The organism is Kitasatospora sp. NPDC096147, assembly GCF_044763225.1.
Lineage (GTDB): Bacteria > Actinomycetota > Actinomycetes > Streptomycetales > Streptomycetaceae > Kitasatospora.
In genome coordinates this window covers 225,053-240,363 of sequence record NZ_JBIWFX010000008.1, presented here as the reverse complement: position 1 = coordinate 240,363, position 15,311 = coordinate 225,053, and the positions used below count along the sequence as shown (strand labels likewise).

Genomic DNA, 15,311 nt, shown 5'->3' with positions numbered 1-15,311 from the left:
CCGCCCCAACCGCAGGCCGACCGCGCCGCGCGCCCGGTCGGCCTGCCCACCTTCGGGAAGCACCCCTTGGACCCCTCCCTCATCCGGCGTGCCCGCGAACTGGCCGCCGACGCCACCACCGGGCCCTGCCCGCTGCCCTGCCGCTGCGGAGCCCCCCGCCACGAACACCGAGGCCGCAAGCGCTCCGGCGGCCACCCGGAGACAGCCTGCTCCCGCTACCGCCGCGACCCGGCGGACGTCCTCCTGGAACGCGCCCAGGCCGGCGCCGCCCGCAGCCTCGGCGACGACCTCGCCGAGCACGACCGCGGTCGGCGAAGGCGACGCCCCGCCCGGCCAGCGCGGCAGTGGTCGATCGGAGCATCCGACACCACCTCGTGCCGCCGCGCGATCTGGTACCGGGAGAACCCCCCACCCGGCTACACCCCGGCACCGACCGACCGCCGCGCGGCCCGCGCCGGAACACTGATCCACGACTCCGTCGCAGCCCGCCGCAAGGCCCTCTACCCGTGGCGGCTGTACGAGCAGAAGGTCACCCTGCCGGGCCTGGACCGGCCCTCGCGCTACGACGAGTACGACCCGGTCACCGGCGTGCTCTACGACTTCAAGACCGCCGGGGACTGGCAGTGGGAGCAGGTCGGGCAGCACGGCCCGGCCGAACCCGTCTGGGACCAGGCACAGCTCTACGCCCTCGCCCTCACTCTCGACGGCAACCCCGTCGCGCAGGTGAGGATCATCTACTTCGAACGCAAGAGCGGCCAGGACGAGGAGTTCACCAGGCCCTACGACGAGGCGGCAGCCCGGCGGGCGCTGGCCCGACTGACCGCCATCGCCACCGCCCTCGACCTCGGCACCCCACTGCCCCGAGACCGCTCCGGGCCGACCAACGACCCGATCTGCCGCCGCTTCTGCCCGGCCCGCATCGACTGCTGGAAGATGACCGAGGCCAAGGCCGCCGGCCGCTCGCCCGAGTCCTTCACGCTCATCGAGGACCGGGACGACATCGAGTGGGCCCTTGGGGAGTACGACCGGCACCGGCAGGCGAAGTCCGCCGCCGACAAGCAGCAGGTCCTCGCCAAGACCTTGCTGGAGGGAGTGCCGTACGGCACCTACGGCGAGTACGAGTGGGTGCGCACCGGAGGACGGGCCAGGGACCCTGGCCCCGACGTGCCCGGCCGCGCCGCGCAGTTGGAAGGGCTCTGGGACCTGCCGTCGGAGGAGCGCCCGCCCCTCGCGGAGCTGACCTACCCGACGAAGACGACGGTCACCCCCTTCCGGGAGGAGGTGCGCCGCGTCCGGGCCGCCAAGCGCGGTCAGTCCCGAACCGGCCGCCGGTAAGGACGCCAACCACGGCACGCGATGTCGGCCCCGCCTCAGACGGGCAGGCCCGGCGTCCTCCGAACCGCCCCACCCTCGCCGCCGCGACCCAAGCCGCGCCGAACCTTAACGTTCGCTGCTCTCAACAGAGTTGAAGGAAAACCACAGAAAATGACCCGCAATGAGCCCCGGCCCACGGCCCCGCTCCCCCCGCTGTTCATCGCCCGCCCGACCGTGCCGCGCGCGGTGCCGGCCAACGCGGCCATCACCACGTCGCAGACCGCGACCCCGATCTACGACCAGCTGGTGGCGGAGTACGGCGACCCCCACAGCCGCCTCGGACCCACCCGGGCCCGCCTGCGCCACCTCGGCGAGACGGGCAGCTAGCCGCCAGCTTCCGCCGCTGTACCGCGAACCCCAGCGGCGGAAGCGGCAGTTGCCTCGACGCGACCTAACCCAACCGGCCGCCTACGGTGCCCGACCATGGCCGCCCCCCGCTACATCGACTACCTGCCGTTGGACGAGATCCAGCCCGCCGCCCGCAACCCGAAGGGGCACGACGACGACGGGCTGGACTCCTCCGTCGACAAGTTCGACTTCACCGAGCCCGGACTGCTGGACGAGCGCACCGGCCGCCTGGTGGCCGGCCACGGCCGGTACGACACCCTCACCCGCCGCCGCGACGCCGGAAAGCCCGCCCCGGACGGCGTCGTAGTCACCGACGACGGCTCCTGGACCGTGCCGGTCGTACGCGGCTGGGCCTCCCGGGACGATGCGCACGCCGACGCCTACCTGATCGCCTCCAACCAGCTCACCGCCAAGGGCGGCTGGGACGGCGCGGGCCTGCTGGAGATGCTGTCCGGCCTTGAGGCGATCGACTCCGACCTGCGGGCCGCCACCGGGTTCGACCGCACCGACCTGGACACGATGATCGCCGAACTGTCGCCCGGCGCGGACAACCCCGACGGCGAGGAGCCCGGCCAGCCGGACGCCGAGGAACTGCGGCGCGGTGACCTGCTCGCCCTGGCCGGCGTCACCGTCGGAGTCCCCGAACACGAGGTCGCCAACGGCCAGGTGTGGAAGCTCGGCGAACACCACCACCTCGTCGTCGGCGACGTCTTCGAGGGCTGGCCGCTGTGGGCACCGCTGCTGACCGACGGCGCGCTGTTCCTGCCGTACCCGACGCCGCTGGCACCCTTCGCCGACCGGGCGGACGGCCGCCGGCTCGTGATGGTGCAGCCCGAGCGGTACCTCGCCGGGCACCTGCTCGACAAGTGGGCCCGGATCAGCGGCCATCAGCCCACCCTCGTCGGCGAGGAGGAGTGAGCAGCATCCGGGTGACCGGCGGGGCCTACGACCGCGCCGAGCGCCCCATCTACTTCACGGCCGGCGGCGGGGAGTTCAACGCGGGCCCGTTCGTGCTGACCGCCGTCAACGAGCTGATGAGCGACGCCGAGGAAGGGCACCTGCGCGGCCTGCTGGACGGCGGGAACCGCGTCCTGCTCGACTCCGGGATCTTCTGGCTGACCAACCGTCACGCCCGCGCCCACGCGGTGACGATGGACGAGGCGTTGGCGCTGCCGCCCGAGGCCATCGACGGATTCACCGAGCTGCGCGAGCGGTACGTCCACCTCACCCGCACCCACGGGGACCGGCTGTGGGGCTACATCGAGCTCGACCAGGGCGGCCAGCTGCACAAGCGCCGCCAGCGAGCCGCGCTCCACGACCTCGGACTGTCCCCGATCCCCGTCTACCACCCGCTGGTGGACGGCTGGGACTACTTTGACGAGCTCGCCCGCGGCTACGATCGGATCTGCGTCGGCAACATCGTGCAGGCCCCGTCAACGGTGCGGCTGCGCATCCTCCACACGCTCTGGGAGCGGCGCCGGGAGTATCCACACCTGTGGATACACGTCCTCGGCCTGACCGCCAACGAGTGGTGCCTGGCCGTCCCGCCGGACTCCTGCGACTCCTCGTCCTGGCTCGCGCCGCTGCGCTGGAACCACCAGCGCATCGAGACGGCGATGATGCGCCGCACCGGCTCGCTGCCCGCCACCTTCCGGTACGCCACCGGTGACCCCGCCTCCTACACGGCCGCCGCCCGGATGTGCGCCGACGCTGCGTCCGCCCTCGCGCGCACCTGGCGGCACGCCGCGCACCGCGCGCAGGACCTCACCGGCAGCCCGGCCCCCGCCCGCCTCCCGCAGGAAGGGGCACTTCGGTGACGACCCCCGACATGAAGCGCACCGGTGGCGGCGCATTCGACCCCGGCAACCGGCACATCTACTTCACCGCCGGCGACTCCGAGCACTACCCGCCGAACGTGCTGCTCGCCACCAACGATCTGCTCACCGCCGGCCACGAACGCCGCCTCGTCGCGCTGCTCGACGCCGGCCACAAGGTGCTGCTGGACTCCGGGGTCTTCTGGCTGACCAACCAGTACAAGCGCGACCACCCCGGCATCTCCATGGACGAAGCGCTGCGCCTGCCCCCGGAGGCCCTGGACGGCTTCGAGGCCCTCTACAGCCGCTACGTCGAGCTGGTGAAGCGCCACGGGGACCGGCTGTGGGGCTACATCGAGCTCGACCAGGGCGGCCGGGACAACAAGATCCGCACCCGCGCCCGGCTGGAGGCCGAAGGGCTCGCCCCGATCCCCGTCTACCACCCGCTGGTGGACGGCTGGGACTACTTCGACGAGCTCGCGCAGCAGTACGACCGGATCTGCTTCGGCAACGTCGTCCAGGCCCCGGCCCCGGTGAGGCTGCGCCTGCTGCACACCCTGTGGGAGCGGCACCGCCGCTACCCCGACCTGTGGGTGCACGTCCTGGGCCTGACCGTCAACGAATGGTGCCTGGCCGTCCCGCCGGACTCCTGCGACTCCTCCACCTGGCTCGGGCCGCTGCGCTGGCCGGACGTGCGGATCGACTCCGCGATGCTGCGCAAGGTCGGCGTGGTGAACCGCGGCTTCGCCTACGACCTCGACCAGCCCGCGCACCCCGAACGCGGACGCACCGCCTGCTGCCTGATGTGCGCTCAGACGGTGGAGGCCACCACGACGGTGTGGACCCTCGCCCGCACCTCCCGCAACCAGCTCCTCGGCGAGGTCTCCTACCCGCCGATCACTCCCCAGGAGGGCTCCTCATGACCACTGTCCCCGAGGCCACCGTGTGGGCGGAGGTCCGCCTGCCCGGCTTCCACCACTGGCCGGCCGCACCCGAGCACCGCTCCTACCTGCGTGCCCGCCACCGCCACCTGTTCCACATCAAGGCCTCCGTGCGGGCCGTCCACGACGACCGCGACACCGAGTTCCACGACCTCGCCGACTTGATGCGCGCCTGGTGGGGCCCGGGCGACCGGGAGTGCGGCGCGGCGTCCTGCGAGGCCCTGGCCCGCTCCCTCGCCGAGCACCTGGTCGGCATCGGCCTGCGGGTGGAGGAGATCGCGGTCAGCGAGGACGGGGAGGCCGGCGCGATCGTCCGCCTGCCCGCCGAGGAGGCGCAGCGATGAGCACCGCCGCGCACACCGTCAGCGTCCGCCACAACTTCGAGACCGCGCACAGGCTCCCGCACCTGTCCGGCAAGTGCGAGAACCTCCACGGGCACTCCTGGGTGGTGGAGGTCACCGTCGCTGCCCCGCACCTGTCGGCCGGCACCGTCGTGGAGTTCGGCAGCTTCAAGAAGGCCCTCCGCGGCTGGATCGACACCTTCCTCGACCACGGCACGATGCTCGGCGCCACCGACCCCCTGGCCCCGGTCCTCTCCGGCCAGGGCAGCAAGCTCTACCGGTTCGGCGCGGCCGACCCCACCGAGCAGGAGCAGCACGCCGCCGACCTCGGCTGGCCCAGCGTCGAAGCCGTCGCCCAACTGCTCGGCCGCGTCGCCGCCGAGGCCCTGGCCACCCTGCCGCGCGCCGCCGGCGCGTACGTCTCGCACGTCGCAGTCTCCGAGACCGCGGTCAACCGGGCCAGCTGGAGCGCGACGTGAGCGCACTCGTCCTGCCCACCGCCGCCCTCCCCGTCGCGGAGAAGTTCGGCCCCACCCTCCAAGGCGAAGGACCGTCCGCCGGACGGCTCGCGCTGTTCCTGCGCCTCGGTGCCTGCAACCTCAACTGCCGCTGGTGCGACACCCCGTACACCTGGGACGGCCGGCGCTTCGACCTGCGCAAGGAGATCACCCGCACCCCCGTGGCCGAGCTGGTGGAGTGGCTCGCCGCCCAGCCGCACGCCCTGGTCGTCCTCACCGGCGGCGAACCGCTGCTGCACCAGAAGACCGACGGGTGGAGGGCGCTGATGGCCGTGCTGCGGCACACCACCCGCAGCGTCGAGATCGAGACCAACGGCACCCTGGTGCCCGCGCCGGTGACCCTCGCCGTTCCCCGCCTGGTCTTCAACGTCTCCCCGAAGCTCGCCAACTCCGGGGTGCGGGCGAGCAGGCGGATCGTGCCGGAGGCCATGGAGAAGTTCGCCGAGCTGGCCTTCGCCGCCGGCCACCGGGCGCGGTTCAAGTTCGTCGCCACCGGCCCGGCCGACCTCGAGGAGATCGAGGAGATCGTCAGCCGCTACGTCATCCCCCCGCACGCCGTCTGGGTCATGCCCGAGGGAACCACCCCCGAGGCCACCACCGAGGTCGCCCGCGACCTGGCCGAGCACGTGATCGGCCGCGCCTGGAACCTGACGCTGCGGCAGCACGTGCTGCTGTGGCCTGGAGAGCGCACCCGATGACCCACCCGACCTTCCTGCCGAACGGCTTCGACCTCGACCTGGCCGCCCGGCACGCAGCCGGCCTGCTGGAGGCGCTCGGCATCCCGTGCGACAGCGAGTCCACCGCCGAGACCCCCCGCCGCATGGCCAAGGCCCTCGCCGAGCTGACCGCTGGAGTGCACCTCGACCCGGCCCGCCACCTCGCGGTGACCTTCCCGCCCGAGGGCGAGCGCCCCGGCGTCATCGCCGCCGTCAACGTGCCCTTCGTGGCCCTCTGCGAGCACCACGTGCTCCCGTTCCCCGGCCGAGCGACCGTCGCCTACCTGCCCAAGCCCGGGGCCCGCATCGTCGGCCTGTCCAAGCTCGCCCGCATCGTCCAGGAGTACGCCGCCCGCCCCCAGGTGCAGGAGCGTCTCGGCCGGCAGGTCGTCGAAGCCCTCGTCGACCACCTCCAAGTCGACGGCGCAGCCTGCCTGATCCGCTCCCAGCACGCCTGCATGACCCTTCGCGGAGCCCGAGCGCACGACGCCGCGATGGTCACCACCCACCTGGCCGGCTCCATGGGCAGCGACGCGGCGCAGCGCGCCGAAGTCCTGGCCCTGATGCCCACCACCCTTTCCTGACACGGGAGTTGTGCCCAACAGGCACCCCCGGAGGGGAGGATGGCAGAGCCAGGTCGGGACCGCGAATCCCGACCTCCTACAGGTCAAGGAGACCACCATGATGCTGCTCACCGTGCCTGACGAGCTGCCGAACGACGTGCTGCGGGTGAAGGACCTCCGTGCCCAGCTGGAGCAGATGGCCGACGACGACCTGATGGTCGGGTTCAACCTCGGCGTCGCCCAGGGCAGGGTTCAGCTCGGCTGGCCCGTCAAGGCCTCGGTGCGCAATGAGTCCGGCCGCCGCGTACCGGTCGTCGGCCTGCCGCAGGTGCAGCCGACCGAGCCGTACGCCCTGCACGTCTCGCTGATGCGCAGCCGCCTCCTCAACCTCCCCGACGAGGCCATGGTCGTGGTCGTCTGGGAGGCCACGGACGGACCCCGGCAGACCACCGTCGGCGCACCGGTGGAGACCACCGTCGTGGACGAGAGCTCCGGCGTCACCCTGCGCGGCGTTGGCCTGCCGCAGGTCGTCACCGGCGCGACCGGCTACGCCTACGACGAGCTGGTCTACAGCCTCGGCTGGGAGTAAGCCCCGAACCTGCGCCCGGTGCCCGAGAGGGCGCCGGGCGCAGCTGTACCCAGACCCCACCAGCCACCGAGGCGAAGCCCATGAACGCCACCACCCTGCCCCCGCCCGGCGGGTGCCGACACTGCGGCATCCCCGAGCGGGCCCACGCCCGCCAGTGGACCGACGGACCCGGCTGGCACCCCTGGACCCGGCCGACCCCGGAGCAGCTCCGGGCCCGGCTCCAGCGGCAGCGAGAGGACCGCTCCAGCCGCTCTAGCGGCCCGCAGCCGGGTCAACCGCAGTAGGTCTGCCCGGCCGCCGACTAGGCCCGGACGTGCGTGTGCCCGACCCCTTGGGGCCGGGCACACGCAGCGCGATCAGCGACGCCGGCCGCGCTTCTGGCCGCGCGGCCGGTTGTCGCGGGGGCCGCGGCGAGACTGCTTCGCCGAACGGCCCTTCTTCGAGACGCGCTTGCCCTTCACCGCCGTCACCCCCGGTCCGGTCCGCTGCGGCTCACGTCGCCTCACGGACGCCCCGCCCGGGGCGACCCGCCGCCGGAGATACGCCCGGTGCCGGTAGCGCACCCACAGTCCGGGGACGTTCCGCGCCAGCACGTAGAAGAACGCCTTGCGGAACAGCCACCAGGCCAGCCGGCGCGGCTCCAGGGGCGGGAGGGAGAACGGGTCGAAGATCGGCTCCGGGTCGGCTCCGTCCGACTGGCCGAAGATCCGGTCGAGGACCCTGTCGAGGAAGGACTTGTGCTCGTCGTCAATCACAGAACTGCCTTGGTTCGCAAGTGATCTGATGCTCATCGGCGGAGGCAAGCCCCACCGGAAGGGTTCGTCGATGCAGATCAGGCGGCTAGGGAAACGCGACCGTGGGCATCGACCACGGGAGCGCTGGCCCCGAATTCAGGCGCGCGAGGGACCATCGGCACAGCGAGACGAGTCAGTCCGCAGGCGACGGCCAGCGGCTCCGGGACCTCCGGCCTGACCAGCCGGGGCTGCTCCGCCGCAAGGGCTTTGGTGTCCTTCGCCATCGTGGCGACGAACGCGATCGCGGAGTCGAGCGCGGCGAGGCGTCGAGTGAGGTCGTAGCCCCAGTCCAGCACCTCGGAGTCGAGCCTCGTGGAGCCAGCCGACCAGCCCTCGCCGTTCAGGTGCTCGAATACGTGTGCAGCTGTCAGATCCTCCGCGCGAAGGCCTCTGCCGATGCGCTGTAGCAGGGCCCCAATCCGGTACTGTCCGTCGAGCGCAACGAGGAAGTCCTGCGTGCGAATCGCATTGCGGATCGCACGTTGGAACGGCGTCGGTCGATGACCGACGTACAGAGGCACCGAGCGATACTTGGACGAGCTCTCTGGCCAGGCCGCGAACCGTTGTGCAGCCGCTCCCCCTGTCGATCCGAGGGCGGTGGCAGGGTTCCGCGGGCCGCTGTTAGGGCGGTTGCTGGGAGACTGCGGTGCGAGGAACTGTGACCGCACCTCAAGAAGCAGGTCAACCGCGCGCGCATGGCGAGTCGGGCACTGGTGTACCAGTCCTTCGTCAGCCTGCCGCCCGTTCTCCACGGCATCATCGTAGCCGACACGGGCAGCCAGTTCCGTTGCGGCAAGGAGGACTTGACGCTCCAGCGTTGCGGAACGTGGGTGGGCGCGGCTGGATAGGTCGAAGCGCCGTTGACCTGCTGCTTGTCGTACCGTCCCGGGGTGAGCACCCGTCCTGGCCGTCGTCCTGCCCTCGAACCGGAGGTCGAGCGGCGGCTGCTGGACGCGATCCGGGCCGGCGTGCCGATGAGCGACGCGGCCCCGATGGCCGGCGTGCACGCCAGCACCGTATACCGCTGGCTGGAGCGGGCGGAGCAGGAGCAGCGGCGGATTGAGTCGGGGGAGCGGGCTCGGGCCGGGGAGAAGCCGTTCCGCGAGTTCCGCGACAGGTTCATGCGCGCGCGCAGCGAGGGCAAGGCGCAGTTGGTGTTGCTGGTGCGGAAGGCCGCGCAGGGCGGGCAGGTGGTCCGGGAGCGGACGCGGGTGGTGCGGGACCCGGAGACGGGCGAGCGGGTGGTGCAGACCGAGCGGGACTTCGCGCAGCCGGACTGGCGGGCCGCGCAGTTCCTGCTGGCGTGTCTGGCGCCTGAGACGTTCGGGCGGGCGGCGCAGGCGCGGATCGAGGTGGCGCCGGCGGGTGGCGGTGAGCTGCCGGCCGTGGAGGTGTCGGGGGAGGGCATCGACCGGTTGGCGGCGCGGCTCGCGGAGATCCGGGCGGAGTTCGTCGCGGAGCTGGAGGAGGACGCTCGGGTGGTGGACGCAGAGGTGGTGGAAGGGGCCGACGATTAGGACAACTCCCTTCCTTTACATGGGTGTTGTCCGCCTGGCCGGGCTCCGGTGAGTGTGGCCGGAGTCGGGCCAAGCAGGGCCCCGGGGGTATTGGAGCAGCTCTAAATGGTCAGCACGGAAGCCGAGTTGGGGCGTCGGTCCGCCGAGATCGCCGAGCGGATCACCGGGGAGCTGCGGTCCGCCGACAGCCAGCTGCGCGCCATCGGGCTCGGCATGCTGCCGGACCACGCCATCAACGGCGGCGTCGCGGTCAGCGCCGTGCCTGCCGCGCTGATGAGCACCACGGAGATCCGGGTGAACACCACCCTGGGCGCGATGTGGCGGCTGTGGGCGAAGGGCAAGAACGTGTATGCCGTTCACCCGGACATGGCCTCGGAGCTGTGGTCGTACAACCTCGGCACCCTGCCGGGGGCCTTGTTCCGCAAGCTGGAGCACCCGAACCCGGTCGCGGTGTTCGCCGAGCCGGAGACGATCGGCCTGCCGCACGGTGGTCGTGGCCGGCTGCTCGCCATCGTTTTCTGCGGTCGCCACAGCGAGCCCAGCATGCGCCTTCGCCCGACTGACGACGAGCAGATCGACCAGCTCGCGGCGGTGGCGATCGCCGAGCCGCTGAACGACGACGGATCGCCGGTCGTCGAGGCGGGCATGAGCAAGCCGCTGCTGGACTTCACGCACATGTCGATCCCCCTCGCGGCGGAGGCCCGCTTCACGGCGTTCGACCTGGCGAAGCGCATCTCCGACAAGGCGAAGCAGAGCTCCCCGAGCGACCAACTGGTGGACCTGGCGCAGCGGGTGCTGAAGATCGCGGTGTACCTGTGCAGCACGGAGGCCGAGATCGTGGCTCCCTCGCCCCGGGGTGAGGGCAAGAGCGCCAAACGCGGCAAGCAGAAGAAGCAGGCGAAGGAGCAGAAGCAGGGCCCCGGGAGCCTGCTGCGCGTGGGGTGGCGGCTGGGCCCGGCCTTGAAGGCGGCCCGCCAGCGCGCTGAGGGGGTGCGGCGCACCCTGGCGGGTGCTGGGGAGGGGACGGGCAAGCGGCAGTACCCGCACCGGCGCGGCGGGCACCAGAAAACGGTGTGGACGGGTCCGGGGCGGGCTGTCCCGGACTCCCGGCTGGTGGCCCCGTACTGGGTGTCCCTGGACCTGCTGGACGCCGACGGTGCCGCGCCGGAGGGGATCATCCGGCCGGTGCGCTGATCCTGTTGTCCTGCAAGGGAGTTGATGGGGAGGCTGGCAGGGCCCGCCCACGCGGGACCTGCCACAGGCCCGGCCGGGTATACAGACCGGGCCGGGCCGCCGGAGGCCGGATTGCAGAGCCGGCCACCGGCGGCAGGTCGGCGCGGGGCGGGCACCCAGGTTGCCGGCCCCCTGCGACGGGGCCCCTCGAAGGAGAAGACCATGTCGAAGACCACCTTGCCGCCGATGCCGGCCGCGCTGGCCGCTCGCCCGATGGACCCCCGCCGCAAGCTGCCGATCCCCGCCGTGAACGAGGTGCTGGAGGACGGCACCGGCGACTTCGTCGTCATCCAGGGCGACACGGCGCTGCGCCTGGCCACGCAGGGCCGGTGTGCGCTCTGTGGGCAGCTGATGGGCGGAGGCTCGGCCGCCTTCATCGGCGGCCCGGCCTCGGCGGAGTCCGGCCTGTTCACCGACCCGCCGATGCACGAGGCGTGCGCGGAGGCCGCGCTCCGGCTGTGCCCGCACATGGCCCGGCAGCACGCCCGGCGGGCCTCGGAGCGGCGGGTGCCGGAGGGGTCGACGATCCCGGCCGGCTTCTCCGAGGAGAAGCCGCAGGAGTGGGTGATGGTGCTGGCACCGCTCTACGGGGCCGGGGTGACGGCTGCCGCGGACGGGGGGCTGGTGCCGCTGTTCCGGGCGCTCGGCGAGGTGCGGAAGCGCCGATTCGGCTACGAGGGTGGCGTGTTGGTCGAGCGGGCCGACGGGTGACGGCGCGACGTTAACGGCGGGCCCGGCCTAGTTTCCCCGGCACATCCACCACCCCTGGAGGGCGACGTGCCGATCAGCTGGAAGCCGGGCCACTCGGTGTGCGGGGGAGGCGGGCCGGTTCGGCTCGCCTCCCTTCGCGTGCCCGGTGGCTTGCGTGGCGGGCGGGGGTGTGGTGGCCGGCGTCCTGCGGGGTGCGGACCGGTCGGCCGGCGGCGGGGCCGGAGGGTCATCGGCTCGCCGGAGGTTCGTCAACTCGGCTGTATGGAGGGCGCGTTGAGTGTCCACCCGGAGCACAAAGTTACTGGGGTTCGGATACTGTACGCCGGTCAGTTTTGTGCGAGGCTGGTCCTGCCAGCCGGGGACCGCGAACCCCCGGCCCAACAAAAGGAGTTCAGCCCCATGACCGACACCACCCCCGCCACCGAGGCCACCGGAACGGGCACCCGCCCGGCCTCCCGCCTCGACAAGCGGACCGTGGTCGCCCTCGGACTCGCCGCCGCCGGGTTCGTCGCCGGGACCTTCATCGCGGGCCGCCCGGCCCCCACCCAGCCCACCAGCACCCAGACGATCCCCACCGGCATCACCCCCAGCCTCACCAGCAACCCCGTCCAGCTGCCGACCGTGGCCCCGAGCGCCCCGGCCCTGCCCACGCAGGCCCCCCTCCCGCAGCTGACCACCGCACCCGTCGCCCCGGTGGCCCCGGTCGTCCTGACCACCGGCCCCACCCCGCCCGCCGCGACCATCACCGTCCCGGCCGACCAGCCCGCCCCCGTCCCGACGGTCACCGTCACCGTCACCCACGTGCAGGCGGCCCCGAGCCCCGGGGCCCCGAGCCCGAGCAGCACCCCGACCATGTGCCTGCCCGCTCCCTCCGCCTCCATCACCGCCAGCCCCTCGCCCTCCCCGAGCCCCTCGGCGAGCGAGTCCGTCCCGCCCATGCCGACCGACCTGCCGACCCTGGTCCCCGGTCGCCCGAGCCCCCGCTGACCCGACCCTGACCGGCCCCGCTCCGGCGGGGCCGGTCAGGCCCACCCCTCCCGAAAGGACCACCATGCGCGGCTCTGCTCTGTTCGTCGGCTCCCTCCTGGCCGGACTGGTGCTCGGAACCCTCAGTGCCGCCGCCGTGGCCCAGACCACCGACACCCCGCCCCCGCCGCCCGCCCCGGTCGTGCAGACCGTCCAGCCGGGCTGCGCCACCCCGCCGCCTGCCCGGCCCGTCACGGCCGCCGTCGTGCCCGCCCCGAGTCCGGCCCCCGCCCCGGCGCTTCCCGCCGCCTGACGGGCCCTCAAGCCCCGGGTCGGGCGTCGTGACCACAGCACCGACGCCCGACCCGGTACCACCTCCACTCGAACAGGAACCCCATGACCTCGATCAACAAGCGCGCCCTCATCGAACGCCTGGCTCCGACCCTCGGCGGCATCGCCCAGGCCGGCCAGGCCCTGGACGCCGTCCTCGACGTGATCGTGCGTGCCGTCGCCACCGGCGACACCGTCGCCGTCACCGGATTCGGGACCTTCGAGCCCGTCCACGCCGCCGCACGCCACGCCCGCAACCCGCAGACCAACGGCACGGTCATCGTCCCCGCCCGCATCGTCCCCCGGTTCCGCCCGCACCAGCGGTTCCGGGACTACGCCGCCGGCGACCGGGAGCTCCCCGCCGACGCCATCTGCATCCGCAAGGACCCCAAGGGCACCTACACCCAGCCCGCGGACGGAGCCGCCGCGTGAGCGCCAACCTGCCCGACCGCCTGGCCGAACTCCTCGACCTGGCGCTCACCGGGCCCACGCCGTTCGTGCTGATGCGTGACGCCGACGTCTCCGGGGTCTCCGGGACCGGCGAGGTGGCGGAGGGTGCCTACTTCTCGGTCGCCGCCGGCTCCACCGCCGTCACCCGCTGGCGGGGGGCGAAGGGCTCCACGACGGCCTGGGACCACGCCAGGTTCGTTGAGGAGATCCACGGCCACGGCGGCTCGACCCGCGTGAAGGTCATCCCGCTGCCGGCCATGGCCGCCGCCCTGCTCGCCATCGCCTCGCTCGGCGAGCAGCCCGGTTTCGACCAGTGGTCCACGGGCTGGAATCAAGCGCTGCTCGCGGTGGGGAAGTTGATCGAGGGGGCGCTGAGTCCCGAGGGGAGCGGCGAGGCGGCGGAGGACGCCCGGCCCACTGAAAGAACACCGGTCAAATAACTGTACAGAGGTACGGTTTGTGGGAGGCTGGTACCGCCAGCCGGGGACCGCGAACCCCCGGCCCTGACACAAGGAGCCCGACCATGTCCTGGAACAACCGCTCCCTGCACGCCACCATCCTGACCGTCATCGAGCCGATCCTCGGGGGCACCGTCACGGGGATGAAGCAGGTCGCCCGCGTCGGCCGGACCGTCGTCATCGCCTCCCTGTGGGAGGGCGGCACCACCGACGCCGTCACCGGCGTGCGAGTTCAGATCGTCACCCACGAGGGCGGTGAACTCGACAGCAACGTCTTCGACTTCGCCCAGTACGACGTCCTGGGCGAGGAGTTCGGCGGCCGCATCCAACTGCCGTACGGGCTGGGGGCCCTCGAGATGCCCCGCGCCGTCCACGCCAGCGCCCTGCGCAACGCGATCGGCGCGTACGTCCTGGCGTTCGAGTAGTCCTCCCCGCGCGGCCGTCCCCCGGCGGGCGGCCGCGCCTCCCCTGCCCGCCCACGGGGCCGGCAGCCTGCCCGCCCCGGCCCGCACCCTGAAGTCGACCTGGAGCATCCCCCGTGAGGATCTTCTACAGCGCCACCTGCGTGGACTTCGGCGACCGCCTGTCCCTGGTGAGTCTCGGCCTCGTCCGCGACGACGGCCAGATGTACTACGCCGTCAACAAGGCCCTGTCCGCCGCCAACGTGCGGGCGGACCGCCGCCTGCGGGACACCGTCGCCCCGCACCTGCCGTGGCGCCCGACCCACCCGGACCGGCTCAATCACCAGCACGCGGACGTCAAGGACCCGCGTCGCATCGCCGCCGAGGTCTCCGCGTTCCTGTCCGCCGCCCCCGACCCCGAGCTGTGGTCCTGGGACGCCGCCCGCCCGCACCTGCTGCTCGACCACCTCCTGGGCCGGTTCGACGCCTGGCCCGCCGGCCTCCCGGAGTGGACCACCAGCCTGCGGCAGGAGGTGCTCCGCCTCGGCCTCGGTGCACAGGACCGGCCCGCGCACGGCGGACGCCCGCACCACGCCCTGGACGATGCCGAGTACTACCGGCTCCTCGCCGACCGCGTGGACATCGCCGCTGTCGCCGGCGTGCCGGAGGCCGTCCGGGTGGAAGGCGGTGTCCGGTGAACGCCACCAGCCACACCATGCTCATCGGCCGGTTGCTCCAGGCCCCGAAGCTGTACGTGCCCGAGGGCACCACCATGGCGAAGGCGACCTTCACCCTTCAGCAGCAGCCGCCGATCCAGAAGGCGGGCCGCCCCCGCGGGCAGACCCAGTCCGGCATCGCCCTTCGCTGTGTCGCCTGGCGCGGGCTTGCCCGCACGATTGTCTCCAGCCTCACCGCCGGCAGCCGGGTCATCGTCGTCGGCGTCCTCACTCAGCGCCGTTACACGCCGAGGAACGAGAGCTCCCGGATCATCGTCGAGCTGGAGGTCGAGTCCATCGGGGTGCTGCTCGACCCGGACGACAGTGGCGTCGCCCTGCGCGGCCGGGGTCGGGCCGACGGTGGGGAAGGGGACGAGGGCGAGGGCACCTGACGCCCGGGTGGGCGTGGGGGGGGGGGGCCCCCCCCCCCCCCCCCCCGACCCCCCCCCCGGGCCCCCCCCCCCGCCCCCCCCCCGCCCCCCCCCCCCCCGGGGGGGGTGGGGGGCCGGGGCGGCACCCAGCAGGGCCCAG

At 73.0% G+C, this 15,311-nt stretch carries 22 protein-coding genes; 20 read left to right on the top strand and 2 right to left on the bottom strand.

All coding sequences use genetic code 11. The features are described from left to right. Positions 1-66 precede the first annotated feature (66 nt). The 10 genes from ACIRBX_RS25090 to ACIRBX_RS25045 all read left to right on the top strand — a co-directional run bounded on the left by ACIRBX_RS25090 (position 67) and on the right by ACIRBX_RS25045 (position 7,204). Positions 67-1,335, top strand: a complete 1,269-nt coding sequence (locus ACIRBX_RS25090) for a hypothetical protein (protein WP_402299638.1) — start codon at positions 67-69, stop codon at positions 1,333-1,335. 150 nt (positions 1,336-1,485) lie between these two features. After that, positions 1,486-1,701, top strand: coding sequence for a hypothetical protein (locus tag ACIRBX_RS25085; protein WP_402299635.1), 216 nt, complete (start codon positions 1,486-1,488; stop codon positions 1,699-1,701). 96 nt (positions 1,702-1,797) lie between these two features. Further along, positions 1,798-2,640: a hypothetical protein gene (locus ACIRBX_RS25080; protein WP_402299633.1), complete on the top strand. Its 843-nt coding sequence runs from the start codon at positions 1,798-1,800 to the stop codon at positions 2,638-2,640. Further along, positions 2,637-3,539: a hypothetical protein gene (locus ACIRBX_RS25075; RefSeq protein WP_402299632.1), complete on the top strand. Its 903-nt coding sequence runs from the start codon at positions 2,637-2,639 to the stop codon at positions 3,537-3,539. Before ACIRBX_RS25080 ends, ACIRBX_RS25075 begins: the two co-directional genes overlap by 4 nt. Beyond that, positions 3,536-4,459 (top strand): hypothetical protein, encoded by a 924-nt coding sequence (locus ACIRBX_RS25070; RefSeq protein WP_402299630.1) that lies wholly within the window; start codon positions 3,536-3,538, stop codon positions 4,457-4,459. The genes ACIRBX_RS25075 and ACIRBX_RS25070 overlap by 4 nt, the downstream gene beginning before the upstream one ends. Further along, positions 4,456-4,821 (top strand): hypothetical protein, encoded by a 366-nt coding sequence (locus ACIRBX_RS25065; protein WP_402299628.1) that lies wholly within the window; start codon positions 4,456-4,458, stop codon positions 4,819-4,821. The genes ACIRBX_RS25070 and ACIRBX_RS25065 overlap by 4 nt, the downstream gene beginning before the upstream one ends. Next, the gene (locus ACIRBX_RS25060; RefSeq protein WP_402299626.1) at positions 4,818-5,297 is read left to right on the top strand and encodes a 6-pyruvoyl trahydropterin synthase family protein; all 480 of its coding nucleotides are present in this window, start codon (positions 4,818-4,820) and stop codon (positions 5,295-5,297) included. The genes ACIRBX_RS25065 and ACIRBX_RS25060 overlap by 4 nt, the downstream gene beginning before the upstream one ends. Next, the gene (locus ACIRBX_RS25055) at positions 5,294-6,034 is read left to right on the top strand and encodes a 7-carboxy-7-deazaguanine synthase QueE (RefSeq protein ID WP_402299624.1); all 741 of its coding nucleotides are present in this window, start codon (positions 5,294-5,296) and stop codon (positions 6,032-6,034) included. The genes ACIRBX_RS25060 and ACIRBX_RS25055 overlap by 4 nt, the downstream gene beginning before the upstream one ends. Continuing rightward, on the top strand, positions 6,031-6,636 hold the full coding sequence (gene folE / locus ACIRBX_RS25050; protein WP_402299622.1) for a GTP cyclohydrolase I: 606 nt from the start codon (positions 6,031-6,033) through the stop codon (positions 6,634-6,636). Before ACIRBX_RS25055 ends, folE begins: the two co-directional genes overlap by 4 nt. A gap of 97 nt (positions 6,637-6,733) precedes the next feature. Further along, the gene (locus ACIRBX_RS25045; protein WP_402299620.1) at positions 6,734-7,204 is read left to right on the top strand and encodes a hypothetical protein; all 471 of its coding nucleotides are present in this window, start codon (positions 6,734-6,736) and stop codon (positions 7,202-7,204) included. 356 nt (positions 7,205-7,560) lie between these two features. Here the strand turns inward: ACIRBX_RS25045 and ACIRBX_RS25040 are convergent, their stop codons facing one another. Next, positions 7,561-7,959, bottom strand: a complete 399-nt coding sequence (locus ACIRBX_RS25040; protein WP_402299618.1) for a hypothetical protein — start codon at positions 7,957-7,959, stop codon at positions 7,561-7,563. Between the two features lie 77 nt (positions 7,960-8,036). Next, a complete protein-coding gene (locus ACIRBX_RS25035; RefSeq protein WP_402299616.1) occupies positions 8,037-8,519 on the bottom strand; it encodes a hypothetical protein in 483 nt (160 codons plus the stop codon). A gap of 369 nt (positions 8,520-8,888) precedes the next feature. Here ACIRBX_RS25035 and ACIRBX_RS25030 point away from each other — a divergent pair, with 369 nt between their 5' ends. From ACIRBX_RS25030 to ACIRBX_RS24985, 10 genes are all read left to right on the top strand, one after another. Next, positions 8,889-9,515, top strand: a complete 627-nt coding sequence (locus ACIRBX_RS25030) for a hypothetical protein (protein WP_402299615.1) — start codon at positions 8,889-8,891, stop codon at positions 9,513-9,515. 105 nt (positions 9,516-9,620) lie between these two features. Next, on the top strand, positions 9,621-10,709 hold the full coding sequence (locus ACIRBX_RS25025) for a hypothetical protein (RefSeq protein ID WP_402299613.1): 1,089 nt from the start codon (positions 9,621-9,623) through the stop codon (positions 10,707-10,709). Positions 10,710-10,910: 201 nt separating this feature from the next. Beyond that, the gene (locus tag ACIRBX_RS25020) at positions 10,911-11,459 is read left to right on the top strand and encodes a hypothetical protein (RefSeq protein ID WP_402299612.1); all 549 of its coding nucleotides are present in this window, start codon (positions 10,911-10,913) and stop codon (positions 11,457-11,459) included. A gap of 399 nt (positions 11,460-11,858) precedes the next feature. After that, entirely contained in the window at positions 11,859-12,446 is a 588-nt protein-coding gene (locus ACIRBX_RS25015; RefSeq protein ID WP_402299610.1) for a hypothetical protein, read from the top strand. 64 nt (positions 12,447-12,510) lie between these two features. Next, positions 12,511-12,738: a hypothetical protein gene (locus ACIRBX_RS25010; RefSeq protein WP_402299609.1), complete on the top strand. Its 228-nt coding sequence runs from the start codon at positions 12,511-12,513 to the stop codon at positions 12,736-12,738. An 83-nt stretch (positions 12,739-12,821) separates the two neighbouring features. Continuing rightward, on the top strand, positions 12,822-13,187 hold the full coding sequence (locus tag ACIRBX_RS25005; RefSeq protein WP_402299608.1) for an HU family DNA-binding protein: 366 nt from the start codon (positions 12,822-12,824) through the stop codon (positions 13,185-13,187). Then, entirely contained in the window at positions 13,184-13,645 is a 462-nt protein-coding gene (locus tag ACIRBX_RS25000) for a hypothetical protein (RefSeq protein ID WP_402299607.1), read from the top strand. The genes ACIRBX_RS25005 and ACIRBX_RS25000 overlap by 4 nt, the downstream gene beginning before the upstream one ends. Before the next feature lie 83 nt (positions 13,646-13,728). Continuing rightward, the gene (locus ACIRBX_RS24995) at positions 13,729-14,088 is read left to right on the top strand and encodes a hypothetical protein (RefSeq protein WP_402299605.1); all 360 of its coding nucleotides are present in this window, start codon (positions 13,729-13,731) and stop codon (positions 14,086-14,088) included. 113 nt (positions 14,089-14,201) lie between these two features. Next, positions 14,202-14,762, top strand: coding sequence for a hypothetical protein (locus ACIRBX_RS24990; RefSeq protein WP_402299604.1), 561 nt, complete (start codon positions 14,202-14,204; stop codon positions 14,760-14,762). Next, positions 14,759-15,172, top strand: coding sequence for a single-stranded DNA-binding protein (locus tag ACIRBX_RS24985; RefSeq protein ID WP_402299602.1), 414 nt, complete (start codon positions 14,759-14,761; stop codon positions 15,170-15,172). The genes ACIRBX_RS24990 and ACIRBX_RS24985 overlap by 4 nt, the downstream gene beginning before the upstream one ends. Positions 15,173-15,311 lie beyond the last annotated feature (139 nt).

Bases quoted from the DNA above. Each gene is read 5' to 3' on its own strand.
- ACIRBX_RS25085 (WP_402299635.1), top strand. From the start codon at position 1,486: ATGACCCGCAATGAGCCCCGGCCCACGGCCCCGCTCCCCCCGCTGTTC.
- ACIRBX_RS25080 (WP_402299633.1), top strand. From the start codon at position 1,798: ATGGCCGCCCCCCGCTACATCGACTACCTGCCGTTGGACGAGATCCAG.
- ACIRBX_RS25065 (WP_402299628.1), top strand. From the start codon at position 4,456: ATGACCACTGTCCCCGAGGCCACCGTGTGGGCGGAGGTCCGCCTGCCC.
- ACIRBX_RS25060 (WP_402299626.1), top strand. From the start codon at position 4,818: ATGAGCACCGCCGCGCACACCGTCAGCGTCCGCCACAACTTCGAGACC.
- folE (WP_402299622.1), top strand. From the start codon at position 6,031: ATGACCCACCCGACCTTCCTGCCGAACGGCTTCGACCTCGACCTGGCC.
- ACIRBX_RS25045 (WP_402299620.1), top strand. From the start codon at position 6,734: ATGATGCTGCTCACCGTGCCTGACGAGCTGCCGAACGACGTGCTGCGG.
- ACIRBX_RS25025 (WP_402299613.1), top strand. From the start codon at position 9,621: ATGGTCAGCACGGAAGCCGAGTTGGGGCGTCGGTCCGCCGAGATCGCC.
- ACIRBX_RS25020 (WP_402299612.1), top strand. From the start codon at position 10,911: ATGTCGAAGACCACCTTGCCGCCGATGCCGGCCGCGCTGGCCGCTCGC.
- ACIRBX_RS25015 (WP_402299610.1), top strand. From the start codon at position 11,859: ATGACCGACACCACCCCCGCCACCGAGGCCACCGGAACGGGCACCCGC.
- ACIRBX_RS25010 (WP_402299609.1), top strand. From the start codon at position 12,511: ATGCGCGGCTCTGCTCTGTTCGTCGGCTCCCTCCTGGCCGGACTGGTG.
- ACIRBX_RS25005 (WP_402299608.1), top strand. From the start codon at position 12,822: ATGACCTCGATCAACAAGCGCGCCCTCATCGAACGCCTGGCTCCGACC.
- ACIRBX_RS24995 (WP_402299605.1), top strand. From the start codon at position 13,729: ATGTCCTGGAACAACCGCTCCCTGCACGCCACCATCCTGACCGTCATC.